Genomic DNA, 23,266 nt, shown 5'->3' with positions numbered 1-23,266 from the left:
ACAAGCGTGGGAGCTGGCGCAGGTTGCGATTTTTTGATTTGAGAGCAAAGTCAAAAGATCGCAACCTGCGGCAGCTCCCACGGGGTAGCCAATGGCGGCGTTGGTAGACCGTTAAACGGCCGTTGCGCCTTGCGATACCGGCAAGTTGCAAGACTCGCCACGCCCCATCGGGAAGTACTGCAAGCCCGCACGGGTCAGGCGCTCGACGTCATACAGGTTTCGCCCATCGAAAATGACAGGGGTTTTGAGGCGTTGCTTGATCAGGTCGAAGTCTGGCGCCTTGAATTGTTGCCATTCAGTGCAGACGATCAAGGCATCAGCGCCATTGAGCGTCGACTCCGGGGTACCCATCAGGCTCAAACGCGGCTCGTCGCCGTACAAACGCTGGGTTTCTTGCATGGCTTCAGGGTCAAAGGCACGCACGTCTGCGCCCGCGTCCCATAACGCCTGCATCAATACGCGGCTTGGGGCATCGCGCATGTCGTCAGTGTTGGGCTTGAAGGCCAAACCCCACAGGGCAAAGGTTTTGCCTTTGAGGTCGCCTTTGAAGAAGGCATTGATGCGGTCGAACAGTTTGTGTTTCTGGCGTTCGTTGATGGCTTCAACCGCTTGCAGCAAATCGCTGGAGCAATTGACTTGCTGGGCGCTGTGGATTAGCGCACGCATGTCTTTAGGGAAGCACGACCCACCATAGCCGCAGCCAGGGTAGATGAAGTGGTAACCAATGCGCGTGTCGGCACCGATGCCCAGTCGCACGGACTCAATGTCGGCGCCCAGGTGCTCGGCCAGTTCGGCGATCTGGTTGATGAAGCTGATTTTGGTGGCGAGCATGCAGTTGGCCGCGTACTTGGTTAGTTCGGCGCTGCGCAAGTCCATGTTGATGATGCGGTCATGGTTGCGGTTGAACGGGGCGTACAGGTCGCGCATCACGTCGCGCACTTCATCGCGCTCGCAGCCAATAATGATGCGATCCGGACGACGGCAATCGTTCACTGCCGAGCCTTCCTTGAGGAATTCGGGGTTAGACACGACGTCGAATTGCAACGAACGGCCGGTCTTGCTCAGGGCGTTGTTGATGTGTGCGGTCAGCGCGTCACCCGTGCCAACCGGCACCGTGGACTTCTCAACCAGAATCACCGGTTCTTCACGGTGGCGACCGACTGCGTCACCCACCGAGAACACCGCCTTGAGGTTTGCCGAGCCGTCTTCGCTGGGGGGGGTGCCGACCGCGATAAACAGCACTTGGCCATGTTCAACGGCGAGTTTTTCATCGCTGGTGAAGCGCAGGCGTTTGCTTTCGAGATTTTCACGAACAAGGTTTGAAAGGCCCGGTTCAAAAATGCTGACGTGACCTTGCTGTAACAGCTCGACCTTTTTCTGATCAATGTCCATGCAAATCACGTCGTGGCCGACTTCCGCCAAGACGGTTGCCTGCACCAGGCCTACATAACCACTACCAAATACACTGATTTTCATGCGCTGTTCCTGGAACCTGGGGGACGTCGAGAGTTGATCGTCAGCACCCCTAGAATGACCAGCGTCACGCCAAGGGTTTTTGAAAGGGTGAAGCTCTCATGGAATATCGGCAGGCTGGCGGCCAGCAGGTAGACCAGTGCGTAGCTGATGCTGAGCAGCGAGTAGGCTCGCCCCAATGGCAGGTCACGCAAGGCCAGTAACCAACACAGCATCGACAGCGCGTATGCCAGGATCGCGGCAAATACCACGCCCAGCGCTGACAGTGATACGTCGCCTTGGCTGATTGCGTTCAGCCATTGGGCGGGCTCCGGCAGGCGGGTCATGCTCCAGCGCATGCCCAATTGGGCGCCGCTGACCAGTAATACGCTGCCACACGCAAAGGAAAATCCACGGCGCAGGTTCATGCGTGTTGCCCCAGCAGAACCACACCGGCAATCACCAGACCCACGCCAATCCAGTGCCGCAGGTCGATGGTTTCTTTAAACACGTAGCGCGCTACCAGAGTGATCAGAACAAAGTTGAGGCTGAGCATCGGGTAAGCGATGCCCACTTCAAGGCGTTGCAACACCAGCAGCCACACCAGCAAACCGAGGCCCAGACACAGCAGGGCCAACCACAGCCAGGGTGATCGCAGCTTGTGTGCGATCCCCGATTGCGGTCCGCGCCAGCTTTCGACCGCGTACTTCTGAGCGACCTGGCCCGCGCAGGTCAGCAGGCACGCCATCAGCAACAGGGCCAGGGTCATGGAGCGGTCTGCGGGTAAATCAAAATCACCATATTGCCTTCGTCAAAACGCTGGGCATCGTTGGGCAGCATGTCCATTTCATGGGTTTCATCGCTGTCCTTGACCCGCATCACCACACCTACCGGGCCTTTCAGGCGCGCGTCGGCCAGCCAGGCCTGAATGTCTTCAAGGCCGATGCTTTTGCCTTTGGCATCGTCATAGGTCAGGCCGTATTTGACCTCACCCTGGGTGTTGTAAAGCGTTACGTCAGGACGGCGCAGGCGCCAGGACAGCGCCGATGCCGCCCCCAGATCGTTACTGAGCAGGGTTTTGGCAGGGGCTAATGCATCCAGATGCTGAAGCACAAACTGGTCTGGCATTTTGTTGTGCACCACGCTGCTCGGCATGCTGGCTGGCAGTACCAGCACCAGCACGCCCATGGCGACGGCAGGCGCGGCCCACATTTTTACCGGGCGTGACATGGCCAGCAGGCCAGTGACAATCCAGGTCAGCAGCACCACGACCAATAACGCTATGTGCAGGGGTTCGTTGTCGTAAAACGGTTTTTTGATCTGGAAGAAGATCAGCGCCAGCAAGGCAACGCTGCCCAGCAGCAGATTGACCAGACCGTTCATGCGCAATGAAAGGGTTTTGACGTGTTCAACCCGATTCATCAGCGTATGGCCCAGCAACAGGGCCAGCGGCAGCATGCAAGGCATGATGTAGGTCGGTAGCTTACCCTTGCTCAGGCTGAACAAGGCCAGCGGAAAAAACAGCCACATCAGGACAAAAATCACGCTGGCATGACGTTTTTGTGTCCAGGCATCTTTGAGGGTGGCAGGAAGCAGCGCGGCCCACGGCAGGCTGGAAACCACCATCAGCGGCAGGTAGAACCACCAAGGGCGCCCGTGCTGTGCATCTTCACCGGCGAAGCGGCGAATGTGTTCGTGCCAGAAAAAGAAGCGCCAGTAGTCCGGTTCCTGGGCGTGCACGGCAAGCACCCAAGGCAATGAGACGATGGCCGCCACCAGCATCGCGAGCAGGCCGTATTTGACCAGCTCCAGGAAGCGCTTTTGCCAGATCATGTAGGGCAGGGCGATCAGCACGGGCAGCAACAGGGCCAAAAAGCCCTTGGTCATAAAGCCCATGCCGCAGGCAAAGCCCAGCAAGGCCCAGCTATAAAGACGCTGGCGAGTGTATTGGGTGTCGACTGCAAACCACAGCGCAACCATGCTCAGGTTGACCCACAGAGTGAACTGCGGATCGAGGTTGGAGTAACCGGCCTGGCCTGCAATGAGGCCGAAGGTCATGTACACCAGTGCGCAGGCAAAGCTCTTGCGCGGGTCATTCCACAAGCGGCGGGCCACGAGGTAGGCCAGCAGTACGCTAAGGCCAGTGGCAATCGCGGAGGCAATTCGTACGCCAAACAGGTTTTCGCCAAAAATGGCTTGCCCGATGGCAATCATCCAGTAGCCAGCAATCGGCTTCTCGAAGTAGCGCAAATCCATGAAGTGCGGGGTGACCCAGTTACCGTCGACCAGAATCTGCTGGCCGATTTGCGCGTAACGCGCTTCATCCGGGATCCACAGACCGTGGGTACCCAGGGGTAACAGGTAAAACGCAATGAAGGCCAGAATCAGCAGCGGTATCGCCCAGCGTTGAGTCATGGCTTCTGCACTCCCAGCCAGCCTTCACGGCCGTCCAGTACGCCACGGCTCAATTGCCCGGCCGGCAGGCTGTTGAGATCGGCGGGAAGCAAGTCCCGCAGTGGCTGAAACTGAATGTCACGGGCACGGGCCTGCGCCAGCAATTGACGGAAGTCATTAGCCATTAGAATCCCTTCTACTTCTGCATGAATGGTGTACGCATTCAGCTTTTGAGGGCTGAAACGATCAAGAATGTATGAATTGAAGTCGGCAGCGCTCAGCTCAGGTCCGACTACTTCATCGAAAGTGGGTAAGTCCACAGGGATTTGCGGCGCGCCCAGTCTGCCGTCGGCCAACCTTGGCCGAAACAGACTGTGCCCGCGGCAATCACTGTTGTAACGAAAGCCAAAGGTTTCTTTGGCCTGGACTACGCGTTCATCTGCACGCCAACCGGCGGCGGCCGAACACTCGACTGCTTGCCCGGTAATGTCGCTCAGGGTGTCGACGCCCCGGCGAATCTGCTCGATCAGTTGCGCCTCGCTCCAGCGTCCGGTGTTGGCCTGCCAGCCATGGTGATCCCAAGCGTGCAGGCCGACCTCGTGGCCAGCGGCCAGGGTCTGGCGCATCAAGTGCCCCAGATCCTTGCCGATAGGTTTGCCTGGCCAGGCGGTGCCGGCCAGCAAAATATCCCAGCCATACAGGCTAGCCGCCTTGGAGCGCATCATTTTCCAGAAAAATTGGGGCTTGATCAGCCGCCATAAATGGCGGCCCATGTTGTCCGGCCCCACGCTGAAAAAGAACGTGGCTTTAATGCCTGCTTCGTCGAGCAGTTCGAGTAACCGCGGCACCCCTTCACGGGTGCCTCGGTAGGTGTCGACATCAATACGTAGTCCAGCCTGCATCAGCGTTTTTCCGCGATTTCAACCATGGCTTCACGCAGGAAGAAATCCAGAGTCTTGCCGATGGTTTCGCTCAGCTCGGTGGTCGGTGTCCAGTCGATCAGGCGACGGGCGTTTTCCACGCTTGGTTTGCGGTGGCTGACGTCTTGATAGCCGGTGCCGTAGAACGACTGGCTTTCAACATCGCGGAAACCGGCAAACGGCGGGAAGTTGTCACGCAGTGGGTGCGCTTCGAACTGACGCAGCAACTCTTCGCCCAGCTCACGAATACTGGCTTCGTTTTCCGGGTTGCCGATGTTGATGATCTGGCCGTCACACTTGCCGTCTTTGTTCTCGATGATGCGGGCCAGGGCTTCGATGCCGTCCGCCACGTCGGTGAAGCAACGTTTTTGCTCGCCACCGTCAACCAGGCGGATCGGCGTACCTTCCACGAGGTGCAGGATCAACTGAGTGATGGCGCGCGAGCTGCCAACACGAGCAGAGTCCAGACGGTCAAGACGCGGGCCCATCCAGTTGAACGGACGGAACAGGGTGAACTTCAGGCCTTTCTGGCCGTAAGCCCAGATCACGCGGTCCAGCAGTTGCTTGGACACGGAGTAGATCCAGCGCTGCTTGTTGATCGGGCCAACAATCAGGTTGGAGGTGTCTTCGTCGAAGTTCTTGTCCTGGCACATGCCATACACTTCGGACGTGGACGGGAAGATCACGCGCTTGTTGTACTTGACGCAGTAACGAACCAGCTTGAGGTTTTCTTCGAAGTCCAGTTCGAACACGCGCAGCGGGTTGCGGGTGTATTCGATTGGGGTGGCGATGGCCACCAGCGGCAGTACGACGTCGCACTTCTTGATGTGGTATTCGATCCACTCGGTGTGGATGCTGATGTCGCCTTCCACGAAGTGGAAGTTCGGGTGGCTGCGCAGGCGATCGATGGCGTCGGAGCCAATGTCCAGGCCATACACTTCAAAACGGTCGTCTTGCAGCAGACGCTCGGACAGGTGGTTACCGATAAAGCCGTTCACACCCAGGATCAGGACGCGGGTGCGACGGGCCGGACGGCCGGATTCGCTGCCGCGCAGGCGCGAGCCTTCAACCAGGCCCAGTTCGCGGGCCAGTTGCGGGCCGCTCAGGTACAGACCGTTATCGTTGCGCTGACCGGCTGTAATGACCAGAGAGTCCTGGCCGCACGCGATGCGCAGCGGGTCGCAGCTGATGACTTGGCCCGGTGCATGGCCCTGGTTGCCAGCGACCACTTCGGCGCCCCAGACAATCAGTTTGTGTTCGCCCACGGAGCAGAAAGCGCCCGGGTACGGTTGGGTCACAGCGCGAACCAGGTTGAACAGTTCTTCAGCCGGGCGTGCCCATTGCAGCAAGCCGTCAGCCGGGGTGCGACGACCAAAGTAAGTGGCCTTGGATTCGTCTTGCGGGGTTTCTTTGAGCTTGCCTTCCGGCAGCACCGGCAAAGTTTCGGCCAGCAGGTTGGCAGCGCTCTCGCGCAGCTTGGCGTGCAGGCTCAGTGCGGTGTCGCTGCGCTCAATGCTGATGCGCTGCTGGGCAACAATGTCACCGGCATCGGCGCGTTTGACCATGCGGTGCAAGGTGACGCCGGTTTCGGTTTCGCCGTTGACCAGCACCCAGTTGGCGGGTGCGCGACCACGGTAGCGCGGCAGCAGGGAACCGTGCAGGTTGAACGCGCCTTTGCTGACGCTGTTCAACAGTTCTTCGCCCAGCAGGTTGCGGTAGTAGAACGAGAAGATGTAATCGGCATTCAGCTTGCGAATGCGCTCGATCCACAGTGGGTGGTTAGCGTCTTCCGGCGCGTGCACCGGGATGCCTTTACGGGCGCACAGTTGGGCCACAGAGCCGTAAAAGTTATTTTCCTTGGGATCGTCCGCATGGGTGAACACAGCAGCGATTTCATAGCCTGCATTGAGCAGTGCTTCGATGCCTGTGCAGCCAATATCGTGATAGGCGAAAACAACGGCTTTCAAACTCATGATTGGACCTGTGTCGAAGTAGAAGAAGACGAGTTGCTAGTAGAAGACGAGTGACTGGTTGTAACGCAAACATCAGCAGGCTCGGCGCGCACGATCTTTTCAATAAAGAAGCGTGGCCGTGCACGTACATCGCTGTACATGCGTCCCAGGTATTCGCCCAGCAGGCCCATGCCGATAAATTGGCCGCCGGTGAATACGAATAGCACCGCAAACAGTACAAACGTACCGTCGCCAGCCCAGGTAGCGCCAAAGATCAGGCGCAAGACGATCAGCAGAATGGCGAATACACCGCCCAGCAACGCCATGCTGAAACCGATGATGCTCAGCAGGCGCAAGGGGGTGGTGGTCATGCACGTGATCAAGTCGAACATCAGGTTGATCAGGCGCATCGGGCTGTATTTTGAATCGCCGTGCTCGCGCTCAGCATGCTGCACCAACACTTCGGTGGTGTGACGGGCAAAGCTGTTGGCGAGAATCGGGATAAAGGTGCTGCGTTCACGGCAAGCCAGCATCGCGTCGACAATCGAACGGCGATAAGCGCGCAACATGCAGCCGTAGTCGCTCATGGCAACGCCGGTGGAACGTTGCACCGCAAGGTTGATCAGGCGTGACGGCCAGCGGCGCCAGGCGGAGTCTTGACGGTTATTGCGCACGGTGCCGACGACGTCATAGCCCAGGGCTGCTTGAGCGACCAGGCGCGGGATTTCTTCCGGCGGGTTCTGCAGGTCGGCGTCCAGGGTAATGACGACATCACCCTTGGAGTTTTCGAAGCCGGCCATGATCGCGGCATGTTGCCCGTAGTTGCGGTTAAGGATCACCGCGACAACAGAGCTGCCTTCACGTTCAGCCGCGTCCTGGAGGATTTGCGCCGATTGATCGCGGCTGCCGTCATCGACCAGTACGATTTCGTAAGGTTGGGTTAACTGGACACAGGCCGCCTCGGTACGCCGCAATAATTCGGGCAGGCTCTGTTCTTCGTTGTAGACCGGAATGACGATCGACACACACTGGATAGGGTAGGGTTTCAAAATTTTCGTTCCAGTCAGTTTCAATGGCACAAGATAACTTGTCTCAGAAGTCAGCCTATACGGGCGTCCTAGAGAGGCTACGCCTACAGGCAGTAAAGCTTAAAACTGACGAAGGTAAAGTCATCGAACTACGTTATCTACATGATTTTGTTGCAAACTATTGGGGCTACCCCCGCTAGATGAGGCATACGTTAAACGCACTATTGTGAAAAACCTATGAAAGTTAGATCAAGTGTGTGTTTTTTCTAACCGCTAGACAGGTGCTATTCAGGAACCAATGAATAGCGCTTAAACAGCAGCTTTGGTGATGAATAGCGGGAGTGTTACGAATGCAAATATTGATAGGAACTTAACGAATTTAAACAGTGACGTGTGTCAATGCTTAAACAAAAAGCAGATTTTTTAACGTTAAAAAACCTGCAGCGCCAACCTGCAGATATGTGATGTGCATCACATCGATTGGCGCCGATAGACAGCCAGTCTGTTCTCTTAAGTGAACGCCAATCTTGTAGGAGCGAGCTTGTCTCGCGATCTTTTCAAGGATCAAAAGATCGCGAGGCAAGCTCGCTCCTACAGTTGGCCGTGCGTAACGCCTAAGTGAGCAGCATTGCTGATTACAGGGTTTTTAGTTCAAGCCCAGCTTGCCGCGCAAGGTCGACAAGTCTTCGGCCAGGGTGTTGACCGGGCCGACCAGCGCCTTGCGATCGTTATCTTTGACTTTGTCGTAGGTCTCAAAACCACCCTCTTTGGTTTTGTATTTGGCCAGAATCTTGTCAACGGTGGCGAAGTTTTTGTCGACCTTGGCGACAAATGCCTTGTCGTTCGCGGCGATTTGCGGACGGAACAAATCAAAAATTTTCTTCGCGCCGTCTACGTTGCCCTGGAAGTCATACAGGTCGGTGTGGCTGTAGCGGTCTTCTTCGCCGGAAATCTTGGTCGCGGCAACTTCTTCCATCAGTGCGGCAGCACCGCCTACCACTTTCTCGGGCGGGAAGGTCAGACCGGCCACGCGGGTTTGCAGGTCTTTGACGTCGGTGTTGAGCTTGTCAGCCAGGGCGTCCAGGCCTTTGGTGCTGTTCTCGGAGAACAGGGTGTATTCAATGCGGTGAAAACCGGTGAAGTCTTCAGCGGTCACGCCTTTTTCGTGGTCATCAACCCGGGAGTCGATGGAGGCATCGAGGTCACTGAACAGTTCGGCAATCGGCTCAATCGACTCATAGTGCACGCGGGTCGGTGCGTAGAGCTTCTTCGCAGTGGCCAGGTCGCCTTTTTTAATGGCGTCGGTGAATTTCTGGGTTTCTTGCGCCAGGGTGTCGATTTCTTCAGTGACGTAAATTTTGTAGTCGGAAATAGGTTGCACCAGATCCAGGGGTGCAGTCGCCGCGAATACCGAGAGCGGGGTGTGCAGCAAACCTAGAGCGATGAGCAGTGCGAGCGGCGTCTTCTTCATGGGACTGTATCCGGTGTGTTTTAGGTTTAGGTTGGGGTTGAGATCAAGTGCGGGTGAGCGGTGCAGCGGCATTGAGCAACGAGCGCCCAATGAAATCCTGATCGTTGCGCACGCCCGGCAAGGTGAAGAAGTAACCGCCGCCAATCGGCTTGAGGTATTCCTCCAGAGGCTCACCGTTGAGTCGGGTCTGTACCGCGATAAAACCTTTGTCCAGATCGCTCTGGTAGCAAATGAACAGCAAGCCCATGTCCAGTTGGCCGTTTTTGTTAACCCCGTTGGAGTAGTTGAACGGGCGACGCAGGATCAAGCTGTTGCTGGTTTCGGCAGTGCGCGGGTTGGCCAGGCGGATGTGAGCGTCCAGCTTGGTGACCTTGCCTTCGGGGTCTTTGCTGTAATCCGGAACGTCGGTCTCGTGCTGGCCATCCATCGGCGCGCCACTGGCCTTGTTGCGGCCGAAGATGCTTTGTTGCTCTTGCAGAGGGGTGCGGTCCCAGCGTTCAACAAAATTGCGAATGATGCGCACCGCTTGATAGCTGCCATCCACTGCCCAATGCGGTTCGTCGCTGCCCGGCTGGACCCAGACAATGGTGTTCATCACAGCGTTGTTATTGGAGTCCGGGTTGGCCGAGCCATCACGGAAACCCAAAAAGTTGCGCGCGCTCTGTGGCGGTACGCCCGGCTTCGTTGGGGCTTGCGGCGGCACAGTACCTTCTTGCTTCCAACGCACCAGCAGCAAGTCCGGCAGGTTTTTCACGATGTCGCGCAGAGCGTGAATGTTGGTGTCGGCGGTATTGGCGCAAAACTGCAGGCTCAGATCGCCGTGGCAGAGTGCGGGCTCCAGCGCATCGTTGGGAAAGCCCTGCATGCGGCTCAGACGCTTGGGCTTGACGCTGCTCAGGCCGAAGCGCTCATCGAACAGCGACTCGCCGACCGACACCGTCACCGTCAGGTTGTCCGGGGTGACGACCGGGCCGAGAATGCCGGAGTCGGTTGGCGGTAACTTGGGGTCGACCTGGGGTACTGGGCCGCCTTTGGTCAGGAACGCAATGCGCTCATTCAAGGTGCGGAACAGGCGCTCCAGGTCTTTGCGGTCGCTGGCCAGCACATCAAAGGACACGAGCATGCCTGCTGCGGGGCGCGGGGTTACGATGCCGTTCTGGTGTTGGCCGTGGAACGCGTGATGGTCCTGGGTCTTGTCGCTGCTGGGCGCCTGGGTGACTTGCGCGTTGGCGCTGGCCGCCATGGCCGGGCAACTCAGGGCGCTGCCAGCCAGTGCGGCACCTGCGACCCCCATACCGAGGAGCACGCGGCGGCGTTGCAGATTGAATTCGCTAGGGCTGTTGTCTGAATCGCTCATGTACGTCTCGTCTGCAATTACAGGCCGGAAAGGCCGAGGGCTGGATCGATTCCATCGAGTGCATCGGCCAGAGCCTTGGCCTTGTTACTGATTTCTTGACGCTGGGCCGCGCTCACCGTGTCGTACGTGAGGTAGCCTTTATCGGTTTTCAGGCCGCTGAGTACGGCTTCAAGCGCGGAGCTGGCGGTATCAATGTTGAGCAGAATGTCGGCATTGTTTTTGGCCAGTAACGGGCGCAGCAGATCGACCACCTTGCGCGTGGTTTGAAGGTTGGCGGCGAAACCGTTCAGGTCGATGTGGCTGTAACGCTCTTCTTCGCCGCTGGCGGCACGGGTGTCCGCCAGGTTGTGCAATGTGCGCGAAACAATATTGACCAACTGTTCAGGCGGCAGCGATTGCGCCAGCAGTTGTTGCTTGAGCAGTAACGCATTGGCTTGCAATTGCTCGGCAATCGGCGCCAGGCCTTGGGTGCTGTGTTGCTCAAACAGGCCGTATTCGAGGCGATGAAAACCACTGAAGCCTGGGTCTTGTTCGCGTTTTTCGAAGTAATCGGCGCGGGCGTTGATGGCGTTGTCCAGTTCAGCCAGGCGTTGTGCGGCCGGGGCCAGGCGCTGATAGGCCTCGCGTGCCGGTACATAAAGGGCCTGTGCCTGCTGCAAGTCGCCGCTGGCAATCGCTTGCGACAAGGCGTCAACAGCCTTGATCAGCGCGTTGCCCTGGCTGCTCAAGTACACCCGGAACTCTGACAAAGGGCCAATGAACGCCACCATGGATGGGCGCGCCTTGGCGTTGGCTTCCGATTCCGCGGTCGGTGTGACGTGCAGGGTGCCGCGCGGGTTGCTGAGCAGGCCGCAGGTAATGGCGTAATCACCGGGCGCGAGGTTGGCGTTGATCACCTGGCTGAGACCGGGAGCAATGTTCTCGCGCTCTTCGATCACTAGCACGCCGTCAAGGATTTCCCATTCGACGGCACGTTCCGAGGCGTTGACGATACGGAAACTGTTAAAGCCGGCGGGCACGGTCAGGGCGTTGGGTTCACAACTGTGAGGGTGAATCGTTACGGTGATTTCATTGCTGTGCACCTTGCGCTTGGCCGCAGCCAGTTGCGAGGCGTAGTAGAACAACCCGCCGGCCGCGATCATTACGATCACCGAGCCGGCCACAGCCCAGCGCAGCGCGCGTGGGGGTGTACCGCTTGCAGGGGTAGACATGCAGGACCTTATGAGTTCGTCACTGAAGAGGGTTGGATGGCTTTGGGCGGTGCCGGGGAGCGGAAGAACATCACCAACGTCACCACCAGATAAATCACATAGGCGCCGATCACACTGACAGTGGGTGCGTCTTGATAGCCGAACATCCCGGCCAGGATCGAACCCAGCGGGCCGTCCATCGGCAGCGTGGCGCTAATGTCGAAGACCACGTCTTGCAGGTGATTCCACAGCCCGGCTTCGTGCAGGGCTTGCACCGAATTGGCCAAAATGCCAGCGGCGACCACCAGAATGAACAGCCCGGTCCAGCGGAAAAACAGCCCCAGGTTCAGGCGCATGCTGCCGCTATAAATAGCAAAGCCCACGAAGATCGCCAGAATCAGCCCGAGCAGGGCGCCCAGAGGTGCGGCCGGACCTTCGCTTTGCTGGAACACCGCGAGCAGGAAAAACACGGTTTCCAGCCCTTCACGTGCCACTGCAAAAAACACCATGGCAATCAGCGCGGTGACTTGATGTTTGGAGCCGGCGAGGGCGTGGTCGAGAGAGGTGTGCAGAGAATGCTTGATCGAGCGGGCGACCTTGCGCATCCAGAACACCATGGAGCTGAGAATGCCAACGGCGATCAGGCCGACGATGCCTTCGAACAATTCCTGCTGTTTTTGCGGGAATTCGGCGCTCATCAGTTCCAGGCCACCGCCGACCAGCAGCGACAAGGCGGCGGCGAGGAAAACCCCAATCCAGACCGCAGGCATCCACTGCCCACGCCCGGTTTGCTTGAGGTAACTGGCAATGATGCCGACGATAAGCGCGGCTTCGATACCTTCGCGCAGCATGATCAGAAATGGAACCAGCATGGGCAGAACACCGCGTTACGAATTGATAGTGTCAATTTGTAACATATTGATACGTATTGCCAAACAAGAATCGATTTCATTGGCTGAACGGTGGCTGAACGAAGGGGTGGCATCGACTCTGCGGGCTTGGATGCCTCTAGTACAGCGCTAACATTGACCTGTTACAAAGCACTGCGTAGCCTTGCACGTTCGAGGTTCTTCGCAACGCGAAGCTAAGACGGGAACGCGGTATGCCGCGGCTGCCCCCGCAACTGTAAACGGTCATTTACCCTGCCACGCCACTGCTTGTAAGCGGGAAGGCGCAGGGAATGGGGCTGCCTAGGGCAGACCCCCAGCCGTAAGCCAGGAGACCTGCCTCGTGTCAGATTCTTAATTCAACCGGGCGGGGTGATCCGGTGGCGAATGTTTACCGCTCGTATGAGACGGTCGTCGTCCCGTTTGCCCGCCGCTTTGCCAAAGGGCATCCGATGAAAACACTGGCCAAAACCCCCGTCACTATCGTTACCGGCTTCCTCGGCTCGGGCAAAACCACCTTGCTGCGCCACATGCTGGACAACGCCCAAGGTCGCCGCATTGCGGTGATCGTCAACGAATTCGGCGAGTTGGGCATCGACGGCGAAATCCTCAAGCAATGCTCCATCGGCTGCACCGAAGAAGAAGCCAACGGCCGCGTCTACGAACTGGCCAACGGCTGTCTGTGCTGCACCGTTCAAGAAGAATTCTTCCCGGTGATGCGCGAACTGGTTGCCCGTCGTGGTGACATCGATCACATCCTGATTGAAACCTCGGGCCTGGCCTTGCCAAAGCCGCTGGTTCAAGCTTTTCAGTGGCCAGAAATCCGCAGCGCCTGCACCGTTGACGCCGTGATCACTGTGGTCGACAGCCCGGCAGTGGCGCGGGGCACCTTTGCCGCCTTCCCGGATCAGGTGGATGCCCAGCGCAAACTCGACCCGAACCTGGATCACGAGTCGCCACTGCACGAACTGTTTGCCGATCAATTGGCCAGCGCTGACTTGGTGATCCTCAACAAAGCGGACCTGATCAACCCTGAAGACCTGGCCAAAGTGCGTGCCGAAGTGGCTGAAGAGCTGCCACCGGCGGTGAAAATCATTGAGGCCAGCAGCGGTCGTCTGCCCCTGGACATTTTGCTGGGTCTGGGCGCCGGTTCCGAAGACCACATCGACAGCCGTCACAGCCACCACGACCATCACCACGATGGCGATGATGACCACGACGATCATGACCACGATGCTTTCGACTCCATCTCTATTGAGCTGCCACAAGCAGAGGAGCGTGTGCTGTTGGACGCCCTGACGCAATTGGTGGTCAAGCACGACATCCTGCGGGTTAAAGGTTTTGCGGCGATTCCTGGCAAGCCGATGCGTTTGTTGATTCAGGGCGTGGGCACGCGTTTTGACAAGCACTTCGACCGCGCCTGGGGCAGTGATGAGGCGCGCACCACCAAGCTGGTTCTGATTGGCCAGGACCTGGACGCCGCACTGCTTGAGTCCACCCTGCGTACAGCGTTGAGCGTTTAAACCATGCATTTGCTCAGGACCCAGCCCGGTGGCTTTGTATCGGACGACAACATTGCCGACTTAGGCCAAACCCCCGCCGAGCTGGTGATCCTGTGCAGCGGTGATTCAAGCCTGGCACTGCTCGCGGACGCCGCGCAGCAGTTGCCTGAAGATTATCCAAGCCTGCGTCTGGCAAACCCGATGCAGGTGCAAAACCATGGCTCGGTCGATCTGTACGTCGACCAGGTGCTGCAACACGCCAAAGTGATTCTGCTGTCCTTGCACGGCGGAATTGGTTATTGGCGCTACGGCATTGAGCGCCTGATGCAGTTGGCCGAGCGCGGCGTGACGCTGATTCTGGTGCCGGGCGATGACCGTCCTGACCCTGAGTTGAGTGCGCTGAGCACTGTACCCGCCGAACAGGGCGAGCGTCTTTGGCACTTTTTGCGTCAGGGCGGGCGGCATAATGCGCTGCAACTTTATCGCTGCTTGGCCAGCCAATGCCTGGGCCGCGATTACCCGTGGGATGAGCCGCAGACCTTGCCGCGCACCGCCATCTATCACCCGCAGCACACCAGCCCCGAACTCAAGCACTGGCAGGCTGACTGGCACGCCGGGCAGCCGGTGGCGGCGCTGCTGTTCTATCGCTCGCACTTGCAAGCGGCCAACACTGCGTTTGTCGATGTGTTTTGCCAGCGTTTGCAAGCGGCAGGGCTTAACCCTTTGCCGATTGCAGTCGCCAGCCTTAAAGAGCCGGGCTGCCTGACGGTGGTTCAGGACCTGCTCGACGAGGTCGAGGCCGGGGTCATTCTCAATACCACTGGCTTTGCCCAGTCCAGTCCCGAAGCGCCTCACTTGCGCCCGTTCCGGCGCAATATCCCGGTCATTCAGGCCATTTGTGCCCAAGACAACGAACCCGGCTGGCGCGACAGCGAACAAGGCCTTGGCCCGCGTGATCTGGCGATGCACATTGCCTTGCCAGAACTGGACGGGCGAATCATCAGCCGTCCGGTCAGTTTTAAAGACTTGGCGTGGCGCAGTGAGCGCAGCCAGTCGGATGTGGTGTGCTATCGCGCGCAGCCGGAACGCATGGACTTTGTCGCCGAGCTGGCGCGGCGCTGGGTTGAGCTGGCTCGCGTGCCAAACCCGCAAAAACGCATCGCCCTGATTCTGGCCAACTACCCGACCCGCGATGGTCGCATCGGTAATGGCGTGGGGCTGGATACTCCGGCCGCTGCGCTGAATATTCTGCGGGCCTTGCAGGTGCAGGGCTATCCGCTGGACACCGAGTTGCCGGAGTCCGGGACCGCATTGATTCAGGCTTTGCTGGGCGGCGTCAGTAACGACCTCGACAGCCTTGACCTGCGTCCATGCCATCAAAGCCTGGGGCTGGATGAGTACTGGACGATGTTCAGCCAGTTGCCCGAGGCCAATCAGCAAGCGGTCAATGAACGCTGGGGCGCGCCGCAAGATGACCCGATGTTTCGCAGCGGCCGTCTGATGATCGCCGGGCTGCGTTTTGGTTTGACCTTTGTTGGCATTCAGCCGGCGCGTGGTTATCAGGCAGACGCCAGCGCGGTCTATCACGATCCGGACCTGGTACCGCCCCATGCGTACCTGGCGTTTTACTTCTGGTTGCGCCACACCTACGGCGCTCACGCCGTGGTGCACGTTGGCAAACACGGCAACCTGGAATGGTTGCCGGGCAAAGGCGTCGGGTTGTCGGAGCATTGCTGGCCAGACGCGATTCTCGGCCCCATGCCGAATGTGTACCCATTTATCGTCAACGATCCGGGCGAGGGCGCACAGGCCAAGCGCCGCACTCAGGCAGTGATCATCGACCATTTAATGCCGCCGTTGACCCGGGCTGAAACCTACGGCCCGTTGCGCGATCTTGAGCTGCTGGCCGACGAGTATTACGAAGCACAATTGCTCGACCCGCGCCGCGCCCGCGAGTTGCAGCGCGACATTCTCAAGTTGGTGCGTGACACTCACATCGATCGTGAGCTGCAACTGGACGAGAACCTCGACAGCGACGCCGATGCGGCGATCTGGTTGCCGCGTCTGGACACCTACTTGTGCGATTTAAAAGAGTCGCAAATCCGCGATGGGCTGCATATTTTTGGTGAGTCACCGGCTGGGCGCCTGCGTATCGACACGTTGCTGGCGTTGCTGCGTATTCCCCGTGGCGATGGCCGTGGCGCTCAATCAAGCCTGTTGCGGGCCTTGGCGAAAGCCTTTGAATTGGGCTTCGATCCGCTGGATTGCGCGCTGGCCGAGCCATGGGTGACGCGTCAACCTCCCGAATTGCAAGCCGTTAGCGAGGCGCTGTGGCGCACGGCGGGAGACACCCGAGAACGTCTGGAACTGTATGCGGCGCTGTTGATAGAGCAGGCACTGGAAGGCCGCCTGCAATTGCCAGAAGGTGAGCAGTGGGTCGAAGTACGTTCCATTTTTGATGCGTTGCTGGCGGTTGTGGCGCCGCGTTTGGATGCCTGCGGCCCGGCTGAGATGCAGGGTTTGCTCGATGCGCTGAGCGGGCGCTTTGTGCCAGCCGGGCCAAGCGGTGCGCCGAGCCGCGGACGGCTGGACGTGCTGCCCACCGGGCGTAACTTTTTCTCGGTAGACGTGCGCAACCTGCCCACAACCACCGCATGGCGTATCGGCTTCCAGTCCGCCACTCTGATTCTTGAACGTCATCTGCAAGATCACGGTGATCACCTGCGTCAGCTCGGGCTCTCGGTTTGGGGCACGGCGACCATGCGCACCGGGGGCGACGACATTGCCCAGGCCATGGCCCTTATGGGCGTACGACCGGTATGGGCCACGGGCAGCCAGCGCGTCGATGACTTTGAAATCTTGCCGGTCAGCCTGCTCGACCGGCCACGGGTCGATGTCACCTTGCGTGTGTCGGGGTTCTTTCGCGATGCCTTTGCCAACTTGATCCGCCTGTTTGATGCAGCGGTGCAAGCGGTGGCTGCGCTGGACGAGCCTGATGATCTGAACCCGCTGGCGGCCAAGGTACGCCGTGAACGCGAGCAGCTTGAGCGCGACGGCCTGGCCCCTGAGTTGGCGGCGCGTCAGGCGGGCTGGCGTATTTTCGGCGCCAAACCCGGTGCTTATGGCGCAGGCGTGCAAAACGCCATTGATGGTCGCGTGTGGCAAAGCCGCGAAGACCTGGCTGAGGTGTACCTGAACTGGGGTGGCTACGCTTATGGCGGCACCGATGAAGGCACGGCTGCCCGTGACCAGTTTGCCCAGCGCCTGAGTCAGGTGCAGGCGGTGGTGCAGAATCAGGACAATCGCGAGCATGACTTGCTCGATTCCAACGACTATTACCAATTTCAGGGCGGCATGCTGGCAGCCGTCGAAAGCCTGAGTGGCACAACGGCCGCCAGCTACCATGGCGACCACAGCCAGCCCGACGTGCCGAAAATTCGCACCCTCAAAGAAGAACTGAATCGGGTGATCCGCTCGCGGGCGGCGAATCCGAAGTGGATCGAAGGGGTTAAACGCCATGGCTACAAGGGGGCGTTCGAGATGGCGGCAACCCTCGATAATGTGTTTGCCTTTGACGCCACGACCCAGTTGATCGACGACCACCAATACGCGTTGCTGGCCGATGCCTACCTGCTGGACCCGGACACCCGTGAATTTGTGCAGCAACATAACCCGCATGCACTGCGCGACATGACCGAGCGTTTGCTTGAAGCGCAGCAGCGAGGTCTGTGGAGTGAGCCGGGCGAATATCGCCAGGCGCTGGAAGACCTGCTGCTGGACATCGAAGAAGATTGAAATTGAACCCTGTAGGAGCGAGCTTGCCTCGCGATCTTTTGATCTTAAAAAGATCGTGAGGCAAGCTCGCTCCTACAAGGGCGTGATAATTCTGAAAAGGTTTTGTACATGACTGACACCCCCCATTTCCCGCTGTCGGCGGTGGTCGGCGCGGACTCATTGAAACTGGCGCTGTGCCTGACGGCGATTGACCCGAAAATTGGCGGAGTGTTGATCGAGGGCCCGCGCGGCATGGCCAAATCGACCCTGGCCCGTGGCCTGGCCGATGTGCTCGCCAGCGGCCCGTTTGTGACGTTGCCGTTGGGCGCGACTGAAGAGCGCTTGGTCGGCACCCTAGATCTGGACGCGGCGCTGGGCCAGAGCAAGGCGCAATTTTCGCCCGGTGTATTGGCCAAGGCCGATGGCGGGGTGCTGTATGTCGACGAAGTCAACCTGCTGGCGGATCACTTGGTGGACGTGTTGCTGGACGTCGCCGCCAGCGGCATTAACGTGGTGGAGCGTGATGGTATTTCCCATCGCCACCCGGCGCGGTTTGTGCTGATCGGCACCATGAACCCCGAAGAAGGCGAACTGCGCCCGCAATTGCTCGACCGATTTGGCTTGAACGTGGCCATGGACAGCCAGCCGCAGCCGACGGAGCGCGGAGAAATCATCCGTCGCCGGTTAGCTTTTGATGCCGATCCGCAGGGCTTTTGTGCGCAGTGGGCGCAGGCGCAAGACGCCTTGCGTCAACGTTGCCAGCAGGCGCGAGACGGCTTGCAACAGATTGAACTGGATGATCAGTCATTGGCCGTGATTACCGAGCGTTGTTACGCCGCGGGTGTCGATGGCTTGCGTGCCGATCTGGTCTGGCTGAGGGCGGCGCGGGCGCATACGGCCTGGCGCGGGGCAGAATCCATCAGTCTGGATGACATTGATGCGGTCGCCGAGTTTGCCTTGCGTCATCGCCGTCGTGAGCAAACCCCGCAAGCACCGACCCCCGAGCCGCAGTCATCTGCCCAATCGGCAGGCCATTCTGCAAGTTCAGGGCAGGGGCAATGGGGCGAGTTAGCGGCGCAACCGCAAGCCATGGGCGCGCGTCGAGAAGTGCCGAGCTGGCCAAAAAAGCCCTAGGCATTCGCCCTCGATCAACTGCGGGGGCGGATGCCAAACCCCGACCGGGAATACTCGAACAAGGCCGCCTGGGTGCCAGTCGCTATGCTGAGAATGGCGCGATTGATTGGGTGCAAACCCTGCTGCGCGGCCGCCCGAAAACGCGCGAAGACCTGGCCCATAAAGCGCGTAAAGGTGCAGCTCAGGAACTGTGGCTGGTGGTGATTGATGCTTCTGCGTCAACCCGCCGGAATCAGGCATTGAGTGATGCCAAGGGTTTGCTGGCGCAACTTTTCGACGATGCCTATCGCCAGCGTGCCAGGGTAGCAGTGATGACCGCGAGCGGCAGTGCGCCGCAGTGGCACGTCAGCGGCGCCAAGGCTTCAAAAGCGCTGGATCAGTGGCTGGAGGGGCTGGGGGCTGGCGGTGGCACGCCGTTGCTGGACGCGTTGCACGAAGTCGTGCGTTGGCTTGAGGTGCGTCGCAAGCAGTTTTCACAGGAGCAACAGCGGTTTTTGTTGGTCACAGATGGACGATTAAAAGAGCGGTCGTCGCTGCCCGGACTGGACTGCCTTGGGCTGTTGATTGATATAGAGAGGGGGCCGATTCGTCTGGGGCGCGCCCGGCAAATGGCGGCAGAGTTGGGAATCGACTACCAACATATCGATGGTTAAAACACGGTAGACGCTGCCGCAGCCTGCGGCAGCGTCTACACGAGTGTGCGGCTTGTTATGCCGGCATGACCCATGGTTGCAGGGCGTAGCCTTCGTTGCTCAACTCGGTCCTAGCTTGTGCCAGCAGGTGTTCGAGCTGGGCGGCGTCCGAGCAGGCGCTGCGTGGGATTTGCTTGCGGCCGATGCGGGTGCTGGTGCGGTCAATGACTGTCAGGCTCAATTCGCCGTGACCGTCTTGCGCTGCCCAGGCAACACATTGAAAAGGTTCAAAGGCGTGGCCGGCAATCAAAAGTGCTTCGTTGAAACGGAGCGGGGCGTTCATAGGGTCATCTCTCATGGGTGCCCATCAAATGATTAACCGTCGGCTGGGCGTACCGTTCGGTTGGTTACTTGTACTGATGCCCTCAGAGCCGGTTCAGGTCACACGAATGGGTCATTTTTTTAAAAGTTTTTTTATCAGACTGATTTAAATCAATTCTGTAACACCTGCGCGTATCCGTTTAAGTGGCTGGGGAATCCCCGAGTCCTCTGTTTGCGAGGGTTAATGTCATATTGCTATTGCGCTTATAAATAAACGGTACAAGTCCCCGCCTTACTTGTTGCTACCGTTACGGTCAGTCTCCCCAACACTATGTTTCTAAAACTCTTTTTGTTTTTTGACGCCAAGGATCAGTCATGTTTGCAATGCCCTCACCTCGACGCCTGTTAGTGGTTGATCCGTGTGAAGATTGTCACCATTTATTACCAGAACTCCAGAGTGTTGGCTGGTCGGTGGACAGTTGCAGCCTGGAGTCGGTCAGTAATCGCTCTTGTGATGTCGGTTTATTCAGGTTGTTGCCTTCGCACCTTGAACGTCCCGAAGCCGTTAAAGAAATGATCAACCGCAGCGGTACTGAGTGGATTGCAGTGCTGAGTGCTGATGTTTTAAAGATGAAAAATATCGGTGACTTTGTCTGTGAGTGGTTTTTTGATTTCCATACTTTGCCGTTTGATGTGCCACGGGTTCAGGTCACGCTCGGTCGAGCGTTTGGCATGTCCCGTTTGCGCGAGCAGGCGTTGATTCATATCGATCCCCATGCCCATGAACTGTTGGGTGAAAGCCGAAGCATTCGTGACTTGCGAAAACTGTTGAGCAAGTTCGCGCCCACCCAGTCGCCGATATTGATTCGTGGTGAAAGCGGCACTGGCAAAGAACTGGTCGCGCGTACCCTGCATCGTCAATCCAAGCGTCATGATCAGCCCTTTGTCGCGATCAATTGCGGATCCATCCCGGAGCACCTGATTCAATCAGAGCTGTTTGGCCATGAAAAAGGCGCGTTCACCGGGGCCCATCAACGCAAGATCGGGCGTATCGAAACCGCCAACGGTGGCACGCTGTTCCTGGACGAAATAGGTGACTTGCCCCTGGAGTTGCAAGCCAGCCTGTTGCGTTTCCTGCAAGAAAAACACATTGAACGCGTTGGCGGCGGCGCGCCGATTGCTGTCGATGTGCGCGTTCTTGCGGCCACCCATGTCGATCTTGAAGCGGCCATCGCTCAGGGGCGCTTTCGTGAAGACCTGTACTACCGGCTCAATGTCTTGCAGGTGCAAATGTCTCCCTTGCATGAGCGTCACGGTGACATCAGTCTGTTGGCCAACCATTTTTCGCGCCTGTACAGCCAAGAGACGGGCCGCCGTTCGCGCTCATTCAGTGATGGCGCACTGATTGCGCTGGGCAATCACCCTTGGCCTGGCAATGTCCGCGAACTGGCCAACCGCGTTCGGCGTGGGCTGGTGCTGGCGGAAGGACGGCAAATCGAAGCCGCCGATCTGGGCCTGGAAGTACAGCCCGCTACCATGCCTGCCATAGGCACCCTTGAAGACTACAAAGTGCGTGCTGAGCGTCAGGCCCTGTGCGATGTACTGCATCGGCACTCGAACAACTTGAGTACCGCTGCCAAAGTGCTGGGTGTCTCGCGGCCTACCTTTTATCGGTTGTTGCACAAGCATCAAATTCGTTAGCGCGTGGCGTTCGTGCTGCTGCAGCAATCAATGCTGCTAGTGCAAAAACCAGGGGTTTTAAAGCGTCGGTCGGTTGCATGTCAGACTCCGTTCTTCATCAGCAGGTTAAACAGTGAAACTTTCTAGTTGTAATAAAGTGCTGAAAAGAGCAGAGCAAAAGATGTGCCGACTTTAATTTAGTGTTTAAAAACAAATGCCCGCAAACAACTATCAGTCTGCACGCACAGAAAGTGTTTCATTCTTGATATGGCTTAAAGCCATTAATGCACTAAAGGTATAGGCCGCGGCGGGAGGGATGGCGGTCTGATCGTGTGTTTCAGAAACGTTACAGATTGCCGGCTAACTATTAGAGCCCTGTGTTTACAAGGCTCCTGTGGGCAGTGAGTGTTTCAGAAATGGACACTTTTGCGATTTAAGCCAGTAACTGTTCGACAGCGTTAAAGGCCTGTAGGTGGCGAGCGTGCCAGTCGCCGGTAATCACTTGCAGAAGTTGTTGATGCTGTTCCAGCCATTTGCGGCTGGCGTTAAAAAACGCCTGGCGATCGGCGAGAGCGGGTTGGCAGCGCTGGCCGTCTTGAGTCCACTCCACGTGTTCGGGTGACAGCAGTAAATGCAGATCGTAATGACGTTCAAGCAACTGCCGTTCAAGCCAGGCCGGGCAGTCGCCAAACAAGGTCTGGCTCCAGAGCATATTGCTCAGCAAATGCGTGTCCAGAATCAGTAATTCAGGTTGTTGTGCGCGGGCCGCATCTTCCTGGGCGAGTTGGCCACGAGCGATGGCCGGAATGTCTGCAAGACACGTATCGCGTTGGTTTTGCTCGATGAAAGAGCGCACGTATTCACCCACCAAAAGGCCGCCGAAGTGTGCCTGCAATTGTTCCGCGAGCCAGCTTTTGCCGCTGGACTCCGGGCCGGCCAGTACCACCACTTTCATGTGCGCAGCGCCGGATCGAGGCGCCAGTCACGCCAGCCCTGAATGGCGATGACCGTGAACAGGGCATACAGCCCGGCGGTCAGGTACAGCCCTTTGTAGACAAACAGGCCGACGAAAATCACATCCACCACAAACCACAGCGCCCAGCATTGCAGGCGTTTTTGGGCCATCCACAACTGGGCGACCAGACTGAAAGCGGTCAGCGCTGCGTCCAGCCAGGGTTGGGCAGCGTCGGTCCAGTGAGCCATAGCGGCGCCGAGTGCCAGACTACCGATGGCACCGATAGCCAGACCGGTCGATATTTGCCGGGCGTTCAGCGACGTGACCTGACGACCTTGATGCTGCGCCCCGGAACGGGTCCACTGCCACCAGCCATACAACTGCAACACCGCGTACACCACTTGCAGCAGCATGTCGGAATACAGCTTCACATCGAAGAAAATCCAGCTATAGAGCAGCACCATCACCAGCCCGATGGGCCAGCACCAAGGGTTTTGTTTGACTGTTAACCAAACGGCAATGACGCCTAGCACGGCGGCAAACAGTTCAAGCCCTGACATGGGTAATCCTTGGTGGTGAGGGAAGGCCGGCGATTGTACCCGCAGTGCCTGCATTTG

General features: G+C 58.3%; 19 protein-coding genes and 1 riboswitch. Of the genes, 5 read left to right on the top strand and 14 right to left on the bottom strand.

The window, feature by feature from the left end:
- Positions 1-111: 111 nt before the first annotated feature.
- From RHM56_RS12880 to efeU, 11 genes are all read right to left on the bottom strand, one after another.
- Positions 112-1,476 carry a UDP-glucose/GDP-mannose dehydrogenase family protein gene (locus tag RHM56_RS12880; RefSeq protein WP_322241634.1) on the bottom strand — a complete coding sequence of 455 codons (1,365 nt, stop codon included), beginning with the start codon at positions 1,474-1,476 and terminating at the stop codon, positions 112-114.
- Complete coding sequence (gene arnF, locus RHM56_RS12875) at positions 1,473-1,880, bottom strand: 4-amino-4-deoxy-L-arabinose-phosphoundecaprenol flippase subunit ArnF (RefSeq protein WP_322241633.1); 408 nt, start codon at positions 1,878-1,880, stop codon at positions 1,473-1,475. The genes RHM56_RS12880 and arnF overlap by 4 nt, the downstream gene beginning before the upstream one ends.
- Positions 1,877-2,221, bottom strand: a complete 345-nt coding sequence (arnE, locus tag RHM56_RS12870) for a 4-amino-4-deoxy-L-arabinose-phosphoundecaprenol flippase subunit ArnE (protein ID WP_322241631.1) — start codon at positions 2,219-2,221, stop codon at positions 1,877-1,879. Before arnE ends, arnF begins: the two co-directional genes overlap by 4 nt.
- Positions 2,218-3,867, bottom strand: a complete 1,650-nt coding sequence (gene arnT, locus RHM56_RS12865; RefSeq protein WP_322241630.1) for a lipid IV(A) 4-amino-4-deoxy-L-arabinosyltransferase — start codon at positions 3,865-3,867, stop codon at positions 2,218-2,220. Before arnT ends, arnE begins: the two co-directional genes overlap by 4 nt.
- Complete coding sequence (arnD, locus tag RHM56_RS12860) at positions 3,864-4,748, bottom strand: 4-deoxy-4-formamido-L-arabinose-phosphoundecaprenol deformylase (protein WP_322241628.1); 885 nt, start codon at positions 4,746-4,748, stop codon at positions 3,864-3,866. Before arnD ends, arnT begins: the two co-directional genes overlap by 4 nt.
- Complete coding sequence (gene arnA, locus RHM56_RS12855; protein ID WP_322241627.1) at positions 4,748-6,739, bottom strand: bifunctional UDP-4-amino-4-deoxy-L-arabinose formyltransferase/UDP-glucuronic acid oxidase ArnA; 1,992 nt, start codon at positions 6,737-6,739, stop codon at positions 4,748-4,750. The genes arnD and arnA overlap by 1 nt, the downstream gene beginning before the upstream one ends.
- Positions 6,736-7,767, bottom strand: a complete 1,032-nt coding sequence (gene arnC, locus RHM56_RS12850; RefSeq protein WP_322241626.1) for an undecaprenyl-phosphate 4-deoxy-4-formamido-L-arabinose transferase — start codon at positions 7,765-7,767, stop codon at positions 6,736-6,738. Before arnC ends, arnA begins: the two co-directional genes overlap by 4 nt.
- Before the next feature lie 625 nt (positions 7,768-8,392).
- Positions 8,393-9,217 carry an iron uptake system protein EfeO gene (efeO, locus tag RHM56_RS12845; protein WP_322241625.1) on the bottom strand — a complete coding sequence of 275 codons (825 nt, stop codon included), beginning with the start codon at positions 9,215-9,217 and terminating at the stop codon, positions 8,393-8,395.
- A gap of 43 nt (positions 9,218-9,260) precedes the next feature.
- A complete protein-coding gene (gene efeB, locus RHM56_RS12840; protein ID WP_322241624.1) occupies positions 9,261-10,574 on the bottom strand; it encodes an iron uptake transporter deferrochelatase/peroxidase subunit in 1,314 nt (437 codons plus the stop codon).
- Positions 10,575-10,591: 17 nt separating this feature from the next.
- Positions 10,592-11,785 carry an iron uptake system protein EfeO gene (gene efeO, locus RHM56_RS12835; protein WP_322241622.1) on the bottom strand — a complete coding sequence of 398 codons (1,194 nt, stop codon included), beginning with the start codon at positions 11,783-11,785 and terminating at the stop codon, positions 10,592-10,594.
- Between the two features lie 8 nt (positions 11,786-11,793).
- Positions 11,794-12,636: an iron uptake transporter permease EfeU gene (gene efeU, locus RHM56_RS12830; protein ID WP_322241620.1), complete on the bottom strand. Its 843-nt coding sequence runs from the start codon at positions 12,634-12,636 to the stop codon at positions 11,794-11,796.
- A 175-nt stretch (positions 12,637-12,811) separates the two neighbouring features.
- Positions 12,812-13,010, top strand: a riboswitch (cobalamin riboswitch).
- Positions 13,011-13,103: 93 nt separating this feature from the next.
- Between efeU and cobW the strand changes: the two genes are divergently transcribed.
- The 4 genes from cobW (at position 13,104) to RHM56_RS12810 (ending at position 19,714) form a co-directional block, all read left to right on the top strand.
- Positions 13,104-14,174 (top strand): cobalamin biosynthesis protein CobW, encoded by a 1,071-nt coding sequence (gene cobW / locus RHM56_RS12825; protein ID WP_322241770.1) that lies wholly within the window; start codon positions 13,104-13,106, stop codon positions 14,172-14,174.
- Between the two features lie 3 nt (positions 14,175-14,177).
- Positions 14,178-17,948, top strand: coding sequence for a cobaltochelatase subunit CobN (gene cobN, locus RHM56_RS12820; protein WP_322241618.1), 3,771 nt, complete (start codon positions 14,178-14,180; stop codon positions 17,946-17,948).
- A 108-nt stretch (positions 17,949-18,056) separates the two neighbouring features.
- Positions 18,057-19,061, top strand: coding sequence for an ATP-binding protein (locus RHM56_RS12815; RefSeq protein ID WP_322241617.1), 1,005 nt, complete (start codon positions 18,057-18,059; stop codon positions 19,059-19,061).
- The gene (locus RHM56_RS12810; RefSeq protein WP_322241616.1) at positions 18,986-19,714 is read left to right on the top strand and encodes a vWA domain-containing protein; all 729 of its coding nucleotides are present in this window, start codon (positions 18,986-18,988) and stop codon (positions 19,712-19,714) included. The genes RHM56_RS12815 and RHM56_RS12810 overlap by 76 nt, the downstream gene beginning before the upstream one ends.
- A gap of 55 nt (positions 19,715-19,769) precedes the next feature.
- Here RHM56_RS12810 and RHM56_RS12805 read toward each other — a convergent pair whose 3' ends face one another.
- Positions 19,770-20,036, bottom strand: coding sequence for a hypothetical protein (locus tag RHM56_RS12805; RefSeq protein ID WP_322241615.1), 267 nt, complete (start codon positions 20,034-20,036; stop codon positions 19,770-19,772).
- 353 nt (positions 20,037-20,389) lie between these two features.
- Here RHM56_RS12805 and RHM56_RS12800 point away from each other — a divergent pair, with 353 nt between their 5' ends.
- Positions 20,390-21,715 (top strand): sigma-54 dependent transcriptional regulator, encoded by a 1,326-nt coding sequence (locus RHM56_RS12800; protein ID WP_322241614.1) that lies wholly within the window; start codon positions 20,390-20,392, stop codon positions 21,713-21,715.
- Between the two features lie 412 nt (positions 21,716-22,127).
- On the opposite strand, the gene RHM56_RS12795 is transcribed toward RHM56_RS12800, so the two are convergent.
- On the bottom strand, positions 22,128-22,649 hold the full coding sequence (locus RHM56_RS12795; RefSeq protein WP_322241612.1) for an AAA family ATPase: 522 nt from the start codon (positions 22,647-22,649) through the stop codon (positions 22,128-22,130).
- Positions 22,646-23,209, bottom strand: coding sequence for a nicotinamide riboside transporter PnuC (gene pnuC / locus RHM56_RS12790; RefSeq protein WP_322241611.1), 564 nt, complete (start codon positions 23,207-23,209; stop codon positions 22,646-22,648). Before pnuC ends, RHM56_RS12795 begins: the two co-directional genes overlap by 4 nt.
- Between the last annotated feature and the right edge of the window lie 57 nt (positions 23,210-23,266).

Source organism: Pseudomonas sp. CCC3.1 (genome assembly GCF_034347405.1).
Lineage (GTDB): Bacteria > Pseudomonadota > Gammaproteobacteria > Pseudomonadales > Pseudomonadaceae > Aquipseudomonas.
Note: the sequence above shows the minus strand (reverse complement) of the source record. Positions and strands in the feature narration are given on the sequence as shown.

What these genes read in the sequence shown, in the direction of transcription:
- RHM56_RS12880 (WP_322241634.1), bottom strand. Translation starts at nt 1,476, where the DNA reads ATGAAAATCAGTGTATTTGGTAGTGGTTATGTAGGCCTGGTGCAGGCA.
- arnF (WP_322241633.1), bottom strand. Translation starts at nt 1,880, where the DNA reads ATGAACCTGCGCCGTGGATTTTCCTTTGCGTGTGGCAGCGTATTACTG.
- arnE (WP_322241631.1), bottom strand. Translation starts at nt 2,221, where the DNA reads ATGACCCTGGCCCTGTTGCTGATGGCGTGCCTGCTGACCTGCGCGGGC.
- arnT (WP_322241630.1), bottom strand. Translation starts at nt 3,867, where the DNA reads ATGACTCAACGCTGGGCGATACCGCTGCTGATTCTGGCCTTCATTGCG.
- arnD (WP_322241628.1), bottom strand. Translation starts at nt 4,748, where the DNA reads ATGCAGGCTGGACTACGTATTGATGTCGACACCTACCGAGGCACCCGT.
- arnA (WP_322241627.1), bottom strand. Translation starts at nt 6,739, where the DNA reads ATGAGTTTGAAAGCCGTTGTTTTCGCCTATCACGATATTGGCTGCACA.
- efeO (WP_322241625.1), bottom strand. Translation starts at nt 9,217, where the DNA reads ATGAAGAAGACGCCGCTCGCACTGCTCATCGCTCTAGGTTTGCTGCAC.
- efeB (WP_322241624.1), bottom strand. Translation starts at nt 10,574, where the DNA reads ATGAGCGATTCAGACAACAGCCCTAGCGAATTCAATCTGCAACGCCGC.
- efeO (WP_322241622.1), bottom strand. Translation starts at nt 11,785, where the DNA reads ATGTCTACCCCTGCAAGCGGTACACCCCCACGCGCGCTGCGCTGGGCT.
- efeU (WP_322241620.1), bottom strand. Translation starts at nt 12,636, where the DNA reads ATGCTGGTTCCATTTCTGATCATGCTGCGCGAAGGTATCGAAGCCGCG.
- cobW (WP_322241770.1), top strand. Translation starts at nt 13,104, where the DNA reads ATGAAAACACTGGCCAAAACCCCCGTCACTATCGTTACCGGCTTCCTC.
- cobN (WP_322241618.1), top strand. Translation starts at nt 14,178, where the DNA reads ATGCATTTGCTCAGGACCCAGCCCGGTGGCTTTGTATCGGACGACAAC.
- RHM56_RS12815 (WP_322241617.1), top strand. Translation starts at nt 18,057, where the DNA reads ATGACTGACACCCCCCATTTCCCGCTGTCGGCGGTGGTCGGCGCGGAC.
- RHM56_RS12810 (WP_322241616.1), top strand. Translation starts at nt 18,986, where the DNA reads ATGGGGCGAGTTAGCGGCGCAACCGCAAGCCATGGGCGCGCGTCGAGA.
- RHM56_RS12805 (WP_322241615.1), bottom strand. Translation starts at nt 20,036, where the DNA reads ATGAACGCCCCGCTCCGTTTCAACGAAGCACTTTTGATTGCCGGCCAC.
- RHM56_RS12800 (WP_322241614.1), top strand. Translation starts at nt 20,390, where the DNA reads ATGTTTGCAATGCCCTCACCTCGACGCCTGTTAGTGGTTGATCCGTGT.
- RHM56_RS12795 (WP_322241612.1), bottom strand. Translation starts at nt 22,649, where the DNA reads ATGAAAGTGGTGGTACTGGCCGGCCCGGAGTCCAGCGGCAAAAGCTGG.
- pnuC (WP_322241611.1), bottom strand. Translation starts at nt 23,209, where the DNA reads ATGTCAGGGCTTGAACTGTTTGCCGCCGTGCTAGGCGTCATTGCCGTT.